This is a genomic window from Moorena sp. SIO1F2 (genome assembly GCF_010672755.1).
In the GTDB taxonomy this organism is placed as follows: domain Bacteria; phylum Cyanobacteriota; class Cyanobacteriia; order Cyanobacteriales; family Coleofasciculaceae; genus Moorena.
The window spans coordinates 1-11908 of the sequence record NZ_JAAHFV010000198.1 but is presented as its reverse complement, the minus strand read 5'-3'; the positions used below and the strand labels follow the sequence as shown (position 1 = coordinate 11908).

The following is an 11908-nucleotide window of genomic DNA, read 5'->3' as shown; positions in this document are numbered from 1 at the left end:
GAGATTCACCCTTCCCAACAGCCTTATCCCTAGTGACTGCACTTGTGATCTGTTTGCAGTCTACCACTGAGATACTGTGGTTTGGGTTGTTGTGTGACTTTCGCTGGTGCAGAAACTAGAATCGAGTACTAAATGCGATCGCGTAGCGTAGCCCAAAGACTATAGTCACCCACTTCGATAACTGAGTCGAACGTACCTAAGCCAATTCATGGATGTTCATTTATTTTATCAGAGTTAATCTGGATTACAAATAATTTTTCTGTATTTGTTCCTTGTATTCCTAGTTAATTTCGCCTATTTTTCACTCAGTAATATATGGAATCTATGTCTGCTTTAGCTATTGTCACCCTTGCTTTTATCGGTACGAAAGCTGCGGAAACTACAGTAGAAAAGTTCACTGAGGCAGCCCTAGAAAAAGTGAATCTACTGCGCCAGAAGATTATTGATAAGTTAAGTTGTAATCCCAAGGCAGAAAAAGCTTTACGCTCTGCTGAATACGGTTCAGATACTGATGTAGAAGTTGTATCTAAATATTTAGAAGAGGCGATGGAAGCAGATTCTCAATTTGCCCAGGAGATTAAAGCATTAGCCAGAGAAATTAAGAATTTGAACCACCTGGAAGGGGAAAACTGGCAAGTATCTGGTGGTGAGGTGAATTACAACAAGGTATCTGGTGGTGAAGTCAATAACAACAAGGATAATAAATCTCCTGTGATTCAAGGTGGTAGTGGTCATACAGTAACCATTAACTACAATAATCCTCCGGAACATTAGCCGAAGTCGCCTGGGGAGCAGGTTAAACAAATCCAAATTATCAATTACTTTTACCACAAGGAAAGCAGCACTACTTCCAAAGATTTAGATCAATCTACAGCTAGTGACAATCTACCATGCCCTTATCAAGGGTTGTTTCACTTCAGTCCCAAGGAAGCTGAGTATTTCTTTGGGCGTGATGTTTTTATAGAAGAACTATTTAAAGCGACTCAAACTCGTAACTTTATTCCGGTATTGGGGGCATCAGGTAGTGGGAAATCCTCCGTAGTTCTAGCGGGATTAGTGCCGAAATTAGTAAAAGCCGGACATTGGCAATTTACCCATTTTCGTCCTGGTAAAGACCCTTTTCTGGCTCTAGCTCAAGCCCTAGTTCCTCTATACAGATCTGACCTGGATTCTACTGACAAAATCATCCAAGCTCGTAAGTTGGCTATATCTTTTAGTGGTGATGAATTACCTTTATCTGATGTCTTTGCCACAATTCATCAGAATCATCCTAACCAGAGAATTTTACTAATTGCTGACCAATTTGAAGAACTCTACACCCTGTGTAGGGATGAGAAAACCCGTCGCAAATTTCTCGATACCCTCTCCAACACATTTCAATCTTGCCCTGAACAATCTTCTTCATCAACGGTGTTAGTAACCACCATGCGGGCAGATTTTTTAGGGAATGTGTTGTCCTATCCTCCCTTAGCGGATGTCTGGCGCAAGGTGAATGTTCAAATCCGTTCCATGAATCCAGAGGAACTCAGAGACGTAATTGAAAAGCCAGCCCAAAAAGTAGGGGTTAGTTTTGAAAGCGGACTGGTGGAACGCATTCTCAAAGATGTGGATAAAGAACCAGGGAATTTACCTCTGTTGGAATTTGCCCTAACTGAACTTTGGAAAAAACGCACCAGCAAACAATTAACCCACCAAGCCTATGAAGAAATCGGTGAAGTTTCTGGTGCTTTAACCAGCTATGCTGATCGGGAATTTAGTAAACTTCAGCCAGAGGAACAAGAACGGGTAAGGCGGATATTTATTCAATTAGTACGTCCCGGTGAAGGTACAGAAGATACTAGACGAGTCGCCACCAAAGTAGAATTAAAGGAGACCAACTGGAAATTAGTTAAACGATTAGCAGATGCCCGGTTAGTGGTTACCAGTCGCACCGTTGTCACCAGTGCTAAAAATGCTGAACAAGAAACCGTGGAGGTAGTTCATGAGGCTTTAATTCGTAACTGGGGGCAACTGAAAGCATGGATGGAAACAGACCGAGAATTCCGTGCTTGGCAAGAAAGAATCCGAGCTACTATGGGTCACTGGCAGGAGATGAACCGGGATAAGGGACTGTTATTGCGGGGAGCTGCTTTAGTCCAGGCACAGGAAAAACTTAAAGAACGTCGGGAGGAACTATCCGAAGCTGAACAAGAGTTTATTGGCTTGAGTCAGAAATACCAAAAACGCCAGTTTCAAAGCATTATAGGATTTGTAACAATAGTATTTGTAGCAATTTCTGGACTAGCAGTAGTTGCTGTTTGGCAAAGGGATGAGGCACTTATCGCTGAAAACAATGCAAATCTCAAAGCTGACATTGCAGGGTTAAAGTCTCGTTTAGTCTCAGGAGAGGAAACCTTAGATGTTCAGTTGGATGCAATTGAAGTAAATCAAGAATTGCAGGAAGCAAAGAAACCAACGACAGATATTTTGATAGCAGGTGCAAACTTGCTACAAGAGGCTCTCTCTCAACCAAGAGAGATTAACCGTTTGACTGGCCATCAGAGTGATGTCCGTCATGTCACCTTCAGCCCGGATGGGAAATACCTCGCTTCTGCTAGTAGTGACAGTACCGTAAAATTGTGGACAGCACAGGGGAAATTAGTGGACACCTTGAGTGGCCATCAGGGTGAGGTCAATCATGTCAGCTTCAGCCCAGATGGGAAATACCTCGCTTCTGCAAGTAGTGACGATACCGTGAAATTGTGGACAGCACAGGGCAAATTGCTCGACACCTTAACTGGCCATCAAAGTTCGGTCACTCATGTCACCTTCAGTCGAGATGGTAAATACCTCGCTTCTGCTAGTGGGGACAATACCGTGAGATTGTGGACAGCACAGGGCACATTGCTGCACACCTTAACTGGCCATCTCAGAGAGGTCTATCATGTCACCTTCAGTCCGGATGGTCAATACCTCGCTTCTGCTAGTGGGGACAAGACCGTGAAATTGTGGACAGCACAGGGCAAATTGCTCGACACCTTAACTGGCCATCAGGCTTGGGTCAAGCATGTCACCTTCAGTCCGGATGGTCAATACCTCGCTTCTGCTAGTGGGGACAAGACCGTGAAATTGTGGACAGCACAGGGCAAATTAGTGGAGACCTTGAGTGGCCATCAGGGTAATGTCAATCATGTCACCTTCAGTCCGGATGGGAAATACCTCGCTTCTTCTAGTCGTGACAATACCGTGAAATTGTGGACAGCACAGGGCAAATTGGTGGAGACCTTAACTGGCCATCAGGGTAATGTCAATCATGTCACCTTCAGCCCGGATGGGAAATACCTCGCTTCTGCTAGTGGGGACAATACCGTGAAATTGTGGACAGCACAGGGCAAATTGGTGGACACCTTAACTGGCCATCAGGCTTGGGTCAATCATGTCACCTTCAGTCCGGATGGTCAATACATCGCTTCTGCTAGTTATGACAATACCGTGAAATTGTGGACAGCAGAGGGGAAATTGGTGGACACCTTGACTGGCCATCAGGCTTGGGTCAAGCATGTCACCTTCAGTCCGGATGGTCAATACCTCGCTTCTGCTAGTGGGGACAATACCGTGAAATTGTGGACAGCACAGGGCAAATTGCTCGACACCTTGACTGGCCATCAGAATTTTGTCAATCATGTCACCTTCAGCCCGGATGGTCAATACCTCGCTTCTACAAGTGAGGACAATACCGTGAAATTGTGGACAGCACAGGGCAAATTGCTGCACACCTTCACTGGCCATCAGGGTAATGTCAATCATGTCACCTTCAGTCCGGATGGTCAATACCTCGCTTCTACAAGTGAGGACAATACCGTGAAATTGTGGACAGCACAGGGCAAATTGCTCGACACCTTGACTGGCCATCAGGATTTTGTCACTCATGTCACCTTCAGCCCGGATGGTCAATACCTCGCTTCTACAAGTTATGACAAGACCGTGAAATTGTGGACAGCACAGGGCAAATTGCTCGACACCTTGACTGGCCATCAGGATTTTGTCACTCATGTCACCTTCAGTCGAGATGGTAAATACCTCGCTTCTGCTAGTTATGACAATACCGTGAAATTGTGGACAGCACAGGGCAAATTGGTGGGCAACTTCACTAGCCATCAGGATTCGGTCACTCATGTCACCTTCAGCCCGGATGGGAAATACCTCGCTTCTGCTAGTTGGGAAAATACAGTGAAATTATGGACGCAAGAGGGCAAATTGGTGGACACCTTAACTGGCCATCAAAGTTCGGTCAATCATGTCACCTTCAGCCGAGATGGTAAATATCTCGCTTCTGCTAGTTTGGACAAGACCGTGAAATTGTGGACGCGAGAGGGGCAATTGGTTGAAACCTTGACTGGGCATCAGGGTTCGGTCAGGGCTATCACCTTCAGCCAAGATGGTAAATACCTCGCTTCTGCTAGTTTGGACAAGACCGTGAAATTGTGGAACTTTAACCGAGATGAACTCCTCAAACACGCTTGTAAAGGGGTGAATGACTACCTAAAAAATAACCCTGATGTCAGTGATAAGGAGCGCTATCTTTGTGGGGTGGAAGCTTCAGCAACAGTTTTCCTTTTACAAGGAGATAAATTAGCAGATAAGGGTAAGATTAATGAGGCGATTTCTAAGTTTGAAAAAGCCTTAGAACTTAACCCCAGTTTAGAGTTTGACCCTCAAGCTAAAGCAAGAAAAATTGCAGCACCATTTTTTGTTCGTCAAGGGATGGGATTAGTATTTGAAGGTAAAGTTGATCAGGCATTAGCAAGCTACAAAAAAGCTCAAGAGCTAGATCCTAATTTAGAAATTTCTGCCAATGATTGGAATGGACTTTGTTGGTATGGTAGCCTGTACAACCAAGCTGATAAAGTAATGTTTGCCTGTGAAAAAGCAATTGAACTGACACCAGATGATGAAGATTATATCGATAGTCGGGGTTTGGCTAGGGCGTTAACGGGTAATCGTAAGGGTGCGATTGAAGACTTTGAGCAGTTCATTAAATGGACAGATGATGAAGAAGACAAAGCACAACGGCAGGGTTGGGTTGACGCTCTCAAGAATGGTGAAAATCCTTTTACAAAAGAGGTGTTAGAAAGCTTACGGTAATAGTAAGCGGTCAGTGGTCAGCAGTCAGCGGTCAGCGGTCAGCTATCAGCCGTCAGCTTATGCGCTATGGACATGCTTAGAGTTAGGTCGTCCCAGCGTCGAAGCCTGTGCCACGAAAATATTGATAACGGGCATCTTGGTGGAATGGGCATCTTGGTGGAATGGGCATCTTGGTGGAACTGGCATCTTGGTGGAATGGGCATCTTGGTGGAACTGGCATCTTGGTGGAATGGGCATCTTGGTGGAACTGGCATCTTGCCAGTTTCATGCTTATTTTGGGGCGGGCAGGATGCCCACTCTACTGCTATTGATCCGGCGGGCAGGATGCCCACTCTACTGCTATTCATTCTTTTCCCGATTCCCTAAAATCACAAAACCCCGCAAAAATAAACCTTGCAGGGTTTTGTGATATTCTATTTGGTGGCGGGAGGCGGATTTGAACCACCGACCTTCGGGTTATGCGTACCAACTACAACTTTCGTTGCCTGGATCTTCCAGTTTGTGGTCTGGACTGTCCCTTCACCCTCGCCTTAAACGTTAGGGTGCCTGCCTAACCAGTCTCTACACCTTCTCCCTTTGGGAGCTTGGCTCGGGATTACCTCGCTACAGGCTTCCCCGAATTTGACAGGTAAACACACGGAGATTTATCTTCGTGCCGCCCATGCTCAAGCTCGCTATTAAGCGTCTAGCTAACTTGATTGTTGAGCCCGACGAGCTACCAGGCTGCTCTATCCCGCGTCGTCTTTTTAACTATAACACCTAATTTCCAAAAGTGGCAAGGGGAAATTGGAAATTTCTGAAATTAGTTCTAGCAGTGCTCTGGGAGTAGGGAGTAGGGAGTAGGGAGTAGGGAGTAGGGAGTAGGGAATCGGGAGTCGGGAGTCGGGAAAATACAAGCGGGGTGTGGGGAGTAGGGAGTAGGGAATCGGGAATCGGGAGTCGGGAGTCGGGAATCGGGAATCGGGAAAATACAAGCTCGGAGCTATTGGCCCTATTGCTAGCATGCCTATTGCCTTTTTTGCCAATTCCCATATTGACAACCGAGATACAAAAGCTATACAGCGTTTTTCATAACTATCTTCCCACTTCCGACTTCCCTCTTACCTGCTCCCTGCTCCCTGCTCCCTGCTCCCTGCTCCCTAAAACCCAAGAATTTGTACCTGACCGAATTGAAAACCGCTATAAGCTCACCTCTTAAGGCATAGATAACTCACCAACCACCTCTAAACGCTTGTATTTACTGAGATTAATAAACATCGACTCCAAGGTATCTGCCACCGAAGGAGTAATCCAAGCCATTTGCTTAAGTAGGGCAATGGCTGCAGCATACTTAGCAGATTTTGCGCCATCGAGGACTTTAATGGCTAGACCCATATTCTGCCCAACGCGACCGATACATTGAACCCCTTGTGCTCCCGATTTACTGACCAGTTCCCCTTCGGATAATCGCATCAGTTCTGTATCAAATCCCCCATCCCCGGACACCATCTGGGGATGACTGATCATGGCGCGCACAATACGCTCCATGGCCAGATTATTACCAGAAGAGAGCAGAGCGTACAATAATGCCATTTGCCGTAGCTGTAAAAAATAAGTCGGAGCGCCACAGTCGTCGTGAGCCAGAATTAACTCTTGCTCCGGCATCTGTAGCAGCTCCGCTACTTGGCTTAAGATTAACATTTGCACGGGATGATTATACTCCAAATAGCTCTTGATTAGCCACTGCCTTTGTTGACAAACAGCCAACATTCCAGCATGTTTACCAGAACAGCAATGCTGGAGTGAGCTTTCCTTACCTGGGGGAATGGGACACTGTAGTGCTGAGGGGTCAACATCACAGCGCCAAAGAATATTAAAGACCTGCCTTACCTGCTCCATCGTGCCGTGATGGGAACTACACATAATAGCCAAGTCTCGGTCGGTGAGATTGTAACGCTCAAGGGTACCTGTGGTAGTGACCGCTAAGGCTTGGAAAGGTTTGAGTGCAGAGCGAATAAATGTTGAGGTTTCTGGGTTACCCGCAACATATAACATCCGTCCCCGGTCATCACAAACAACCGCTTGAGCTGAATGAACTGATTCGATAATGCCTTCCCGTAGTAAACGGACTTCTAAGGCTCGTGTTTGAGTACGTTTTCCCCTGGTCATGGATTAGACTTAAAGCTACCCTATAGCTTAGTTGGAGCAATCGAGCTAGGTGGCTGATAACACATGCCAAATTATGTTGCCACCAATCACGACTATAATCAAAAATCCGAACGTCCAGTGTAAACGTCGCAAAATTGGTTGGAGTTCATAAGAAACAATTAAGCGATCGCGAGCCAAAATTTCTGGAGTTTTTGTCCAGGTTTGACCGTCATACCAGCCTGACTCCTCGTAGACTATGGTTTCTCTGATCAAGCGATCGCCTACATAGAACCAACCCAGGTATAACCGCAGCAAAGTTAAAATCAAGAAGATACTTGCTCCTGCTCCACCACAGAGCAGAAACTTGATTATAGCTTTTTGGGGTGGAAAACTCACGGCTGCTATCGGCCCTGAAATCAGCCAGCTCAACCCCCAAACCCACGCCAGCTTGATCACATAATTTGGTAGTTCCAGCCTTGCCCAGTTAAAAAACCAAGATTCTTTTAGTTCTTGGTATTCATTTATGGGTTGCTGCTCTTCTGGAACAGGACATACATAAACAGGAGATTTCATGATTATTCTTTTGTGAGTGCTGCAATTAGGATGCCTGAAACTCAATCTGCTCCGCGTGGCCCCAGAATGCTTCGAGATTATAGAACTTCCGTTCTTCAGGCAGCAAGATATGGACAATCACGTCACCGTAATCTTGAAGTATCCAGATTCCCTCTGCTTTTCCTGCTGTTCGCACAGGTAAACGGTTCCATGCCTCTTCTACTTGCTGTTCAATCGACTGAGAGATTGCCCTGACCTGTACCCTAGAAAACCCGGTCACAATTACAAAGTAATCTGTGATGTACGATACCTCTGACACCGACAGAATCACAATATCTGCACCCTTGCGGTCATCTGCTGCTTGAGCAACGGTTAGTGCTAACCCATAGCTAGCATCCTGGTGTTCGGTATCAGGGGTTACTAAGGTGGAGGGCTTATTATTTTGATCTCTCATTAAGCGTTTGATTCCTCGCTCTACAAAACAATCTGTTCTAATAGTAATTAAGTTTTCTTGTGGTTAATCACTTGCTGTACAATTCTTTTCATTTCTTTTCGTTGCTTCTTCATTTGATACTCACACTGCTATTGACGAAACGTTCCTGAAAGCTAGGCACATGGGACTTTAGGCATTTACACAATCTGTCTTACAGTCTCTTTTAGCTGTTGTCTTCCTGGACATCTGTTGCGCCCAGTTTCGAGTCAATATCATACGTTTGTGAATGGGACGAGGACTCTCTAGCAGGAATTTTAACGAGTAGTCACAGGCTAACCAAACAGTCTTGTATAGGTCTTGCTTAGAGAGATTTCGTAAGGTTTGTAAATCCGGTGTCTCACCACGACCTGGCTCAATCGTATCAGCAATAAACACCACACAACTGAGGGGTGTCATCCCCTCACGTCCTAAAGTATGAAGAGCGATCGCTTGCAATACTGCTTCATCTTTGACTCCAAATTGCTCTTGGGCAACAATAGCACTGACATCTGCATGCAATAAGTGAGGCGCGGCTTCACAGACTGGATCGACTTCTATGGCATTATCTCTAGCCATTTGCAACAAGCGCTCAGGCTTAAAGCATTTGGCTAGGTCGTGCAACAACCCTGCTTGAGCTGCCTGCTGAGCATTGATATGATGAAGCTCAGCGAGTTCAACGGACATTTGTTCAACTCGCAATATATGCTGTAGCCGAGAAGACGGCACATTATCTGCTAACCAGGTTAACACCTGATCACGCATCACCTTAAAAAGCTCCTAAGACATGTAATTGGTAACAGTCGCTAATTCTTTTTTTAATAAAAATTTAACAACTTTTTTTAAGCTAGCGGACACTAATCGATATTTCTATTAAAACATTTTCTCAAGACTTTAGCAAGAAAATGTTAAAGGAAAGGGAGTAGGGAGTAGGGAGTAGGGAGTAGGGAGTAGGGAGTAGGGAGTAGGGAGTAGGGAGTTGTGGAATGAGCATCTTGCCCGTTCCAATTTTCAGGCGGGCAGGATGCCCACCCCACTCATATTCATTCCGCCCCTCAGCAATGCCTGATAGCTGACGGCTGATAGCTGAATGCTTACGAAAAATTCTCACAATTGATTTAGGATTGCTATAGTAATCATTTAAGATTGCTATAGCAATAAAACCTTAGCCATCAGCTAAATCGGGAAACACTTCTCGGACTGCTGGATGAACCAACTGGTGATTCTGGACATTAACGCCCTTGGCTAGAGCGGGATTATTTTCCAGAGTGCTCAACCCCTGATTGGCCAGACTGAGTACGTAGGGGAAAGTACTATTGTTTAGAGCCACAGCTGATGTACAGGGAACAGCTCCAGGCATATTAGGCACCCCATAGTGAACGACACCCTCCTCGATATAAATGGGATTGGTATGGGATGTGGGTCGTAATGTTTCAATACAGCCTCCCTGATCCACAGCAACATCTACAATCACTGAGCCAGTAACCATTTGTTTGACCAGAGAGCGCGGGACTAAAATGGGAGCACGACGACCAGGGACTAACACTGCCCCAATCAACAGGTCAGCATCAGTAACAGCCGCTTCAATTTCTGCTGAATTGCTGTAGAGGAGTTCAATTCTTGAGCCAAAGATAGTTTCTAAATAACTCAACCGTTGAACATTAATATCAAAAATCTGTACTCTCGCTCCCATCCCCACAGCGATTTTGGCGGCTTCTGTACCGACAACTCCGCCACCAAGAATTACCACCTTACCTGGTTTAACTCCGGGAATACCGCCTAACAGCACCCCTCTTCCCCCCTGCTGACGCTCCAGAAATCTGGCTCCAAATTGTACGGAAAGACGACCAGCAATAATGCTCATCGGGGTTAGCAGCGGTAGGGTGTGGTCTGGGAGTTCTACTGTTTCATATGCGATCGCAATCACCCCCGATTGCAGCAACTGCTCGGTTAAAGGGCGGTCAGCGGCTAAGTGTAGATAAGTAAACAACAGCTGTCCTTTTTGAAGCAAGGGATACTCTGGCGCTAGGGGTTCTTTGACTTTGACTACTAGTTCCCGATTCCAAGCCTCAGCCGCGTCTAAGACAATTTTGGCTCCCTGACGCTGATAGTCTTCATCGGTAAAGCCAGCACCAGTGCCAGCATTAGTTTCAATGAAAACTGTATGACCCGCTTCTTGTAAAACCCTGACACTACTGGGGGTTAATCCCACACGAAATTCCTGATCTTTCGTTTCTTTGGGAACACCTATTTCCATGCTTTTACCTCTTTAGCGTACTGGTGCTGTATTTAAATATGATCTAAATGTTAAAATTAGTAAAGTTAACAAAACTCGCGGAATTCCCCACCCTCTTCCAGGGTGTTGAAGTTACCGTAAGGATAGGGTCGCCTTTATGGTTAGTCGGCTATGCATAAAAGAGGTGCGACCCGTGGCGAATTTAATTACGGGTCAAGCGCACCTTTGGTTAAAACTTTTTGATTAAGGCGACCCTATCTATCGGTTTCGTCTCTAGGATGGATAGCGAGACGACAACTTTTGATGACAAATCATCACGGTTCATGTTAGAATAAAGATGGTTGCTGACCCGCCTGACTGACTAAAAGGCTACCTTACAAATGGTCTAATATCCTATCAGTTTTTAGGCCATTAGGTGTACAAAGTACTAGCAGAGCTCAGGGAAGAGACTTGCCCCGGCTGGTTAGCCATAGTGCTGTAATTCCAAGGTGAGTCTGTCGAGTAAACTATACGTCTGCGGAAGGCGGATGTCTGCCTGTGGACGCTGAGTAAGACCGTATTGCAGCTTGCTGTTTGAGGCATCGGCGGATGAAACGGGAAACCCGAAAGACGAATAAGACCGTCCCTGATTGAGTTGAGAATGCGAGCAATCCCATGGCCGTAGGCCACGCTACGCGAACGCATTCTCAGCGAAGCAGGCTAGGGTACTTCACGTAACTCTACTATAGCTTGGCAACTTTTATCACTATGACGCAACCCCAACCCTCTAAAGTCCCTCAACTCCAGTCACCTAAGTTTGGGTTTAATGATTACGCAGAACGCTTGAATGGTAGAGCTGCCATGATTGGTTTTATTTTGACTCTGGCAATTGAATACTTTACTGGTCAAGACTTATTAACCTGGTTAGGCTTACAGTAGAACTAGTCCCAGAGTCGGTCAGTGGGAGAGTCGGTCAGTAGGAGAGTCGCTTAAGCTACTGGCCTACTCCTGTAAGCGCTTTCAAGAATAAACGCTGCCATAGTTCCCAGGATTGGCGAAATTGATCTTAAATTTCCCGGTTGCTCTGGGGATATCGAAGAATTATATATATCTCTCTCAATAACAGTGAAGTCCTCCAACTAAGTTAGTGCTCTAGTTGGGCACTTCTGACCAAAATAATGGGTCTCAAGCCTTGCCCTTTTAGGGCGGCTTTTCCAGAATTTATTAGAAAAAGGTGTATAATATATTAAGTGTGTAGCCTAGCACAGGTAGGATTCGTCGGTACTACCTCAATAATTAATAACGACGTAAAGCGATGCTAGTACACGAGGCGCGAAAAACCTCTAAAACGCATGGATCTTAACAGATACCGAAAACCAGTAAAGTAGCAAATTCAAAATATATAACGTACCGTGGGGCAC

At 45.6% G+C, this 11908-nt stretch carries 12 protein-coding genes; 5 read left to right on the top strand and 7 right to left on the bottom strand.

The genetic code is table 11. The features are described from left to right. The first annotated feature begins 324 nt into the window (after positions 1–324). From F6J94_RS21180 to F6J94_RS21170, 3 genes are all read left to right on the top strand, one after another. Positions 325–774, top strand: a complete 450-nt coding sequence (locus F6J94_RS21180; RefSeq protein ID WP_293043920.1) for a hypothetical protein — start codon at positions 325–327, stop codon at positions 772–774. Positions 775–906: 132 nt separating this feature from the next. After that, on the top strand, positions 907–5124 hold the full coding sequence (locus tag F6J94_RS21175) for a WD40 repeat domain-containing protein (protein WP_293043918.1): 4218 nt from the start codon (positions 907–909) through the stop codon (positions 5122–5124). 13 nt (positions 5125–5137) lie between these two features. After that, complete coding sequence (locus tag F6J94_RS21170) at positions 5138–5533, top strand: hypothetical protein (RefSeq protein WP_293043916.1); 396 nt, start codon at positions 5138–5140, stop codon at positions 5531–5533. A gap of 337 nt (positions 5534–5870) precedes the next feature. Here F6J94_RS21170 and F6J94_RS21165 read toward each other — a convergent pair whose 3' ends face one another. Continuing rightward, positions 5871–6128 carry a hypothetical protein gene (locus F6J94_RS21165; RefSeq protein ID WP_293043914.1) on the bottom strand — a complete coding sequence of 86 codons (258 nt, stop codon included), beginning with the start codon at positions 6126–6128 and terminating at the stop codon, positions 5871–5873. 5 nt (positions 6129–6133) lie between these two features. Between F6J94_RS21165 and F6J94_RS21160 the strand changes: the two genes are divergently transcribed. Continuing rightward, the gene (locus F6J94_RS21160) at positions 6134–6322 is read left to right on the top strand and encodes a hypothetical protein (RefSeq protein ID WP_293043912.1); all 189 of its coding nucleotides are present in this window, start codon (positions 6134–6136) and stop codon (positions 6320–6322) included. Here F6J94_RS21160 and F6J94_RS21155 read toward each other — a convergent pair. From F6J94_RS21155 to ald, 6 genes are all read right to left on the bottom strand, one after another. Beyond that, entirely contained in the window at positions 6319–7272 is a 954-nt protein-coding gene (locus tag F6J94_RS21155; RefSeq protein WP_293043910.1) for an asparaginase, read from the bottom strand. The two genes, F6J94_RS21160 and F6J94_RS21155, sit on opposite strands and share 4 nt — an antisense overlap. 45 nt (positions 7273–7317) lie before the next feature. After that, positions 7318–7824, bottom strand: coding sequence for a CGLD27 family protein (locus tag F6J94_RS21150; protein WP_293020192.1), 507 nt, complete (start codon positions 7822–7824; stop codon positions 7318–7320). A 25-nt stretch (positions 7825–7849) separates the two neighbouring features. Then, the gene (gene rsfS, locus F6J94_RS21145) at positions 7850–8257 is read right to left on the bottom strand and encodes a ribosome silencing factor (protein ID WP_070392641.1); all 408 of its coding nucleotides are present in this window, start codon (positions 8255–8257) and stop codon (positions 7850–7852) included. 168 nt (positions 8258–8425) lie between these two features. After that, positions 8426–9037 (bottom strand): bis(5'-nucleosyl)-tetraphosphatase (symmetrical) YqeK, encoded by a 612-nt coding sequence (gene yqeK, locus F6J94_RS21140; protein ID WP_293020286.1) that lies wholly within the window; start codon positions 9035–9037, stop codon positions 8426–8428. A gap of 121 nt (positions 9038–9158) precedes the next feature. Continuing rightward, positions 9159–9383, bottom strand: a complete 225-nt coding sequence (locus tag F6J94_RS21135; protein ID WP_293043908.1) for a hypothetical protein — start codon at positions 9381–9383, stop codon at positions 9159–9161. 54 nt (positions 9384–9437) lie between these two features. Then, positions 9438–10529 carry an alanine dehydrogenase gene (gene ald / locus F6J94_RS21130; RefSeq protein ID WP_293020198.1) on the bottom strand — a complete coding sequence of 364 codons (1092 nt, stop codon included), beginning with the start codon at positions 10527–10529 and terminating at the stop codon, positions 9438–9440. Between the two features lie 726 nt (positions 10530–11255). Between ald and F6J94_RS21125 the strand changes: the two genes are divergently transcribed. Further along, a complete protein-coding gene (locus tag F6J94_RS21125; protein ID WP_168166507.1) occupies positions 11256–11426 on the top strand; it encodes a hypothetical protein in 171 nt (56 codons plus the stop codon). The last annotated feature ends 482 nt before the right edge of the window (positions 11427–11908 follow it).

Bases quoted from the DNA above. Each gene is read 5' to 3' on its own strand.
- yqeK (WP_293020286.1), bottom strand. From the start codon at position 9,037: ATGCGTGATCAGGTGTTAACCTGGTTAGCAGATAATGTGCCGTCTTCT.
- F6J94_RS21165 (WP_293043914.1), bottom strand. From the start codon at position 6,128: ATGCTAGCAATAGGGCCAATAGCTCCGAGCTTGTATTTTCCCGATTCC.
- F6J94_RS21150 (WP_293020192.1), bottom strand. From the start codon at position 7,824: ATGAAATCTCCTGTTTATGTATGTCCTGTTCCAGAAGAGCAGCAACCC.
- rsfS (WP_070392641.1), bottom strand. From the start codon at position 8,257: ATGAGAGATCAAAATAATAAGCCCTCCACCTTAGTAACCCCTGATACC.
- F6J94_RS21180 (WP_293043920.1), top strand. From the start codon at position 325: ATGTCTGCTTTAGCTATTGTCACCCTTGCTTTTATCGGTACGAAAGCT.
- F6J94_RS21125 (WP_168166507.1), top strand. From the start codon at position 11,256: ATGACGCAACCCCAACCCTCTAAAGTCCCTCAACTCCAGTCACCTAAG.
- ald (WP_293020198.1), bottom strand. From the start codon at position 10,529: ATGGAAATAGGTGTTCCCAAAGAAACGAAAGATCAGGAATTTCGTGTG.
- F6J94_RS21155 (WP_293043910.1), bottom strand. From the start codon at position 7,272: ATGACCAGGGGAAAACGTACTCAAACACGAGCCTTAGAAGTCCGTTTA.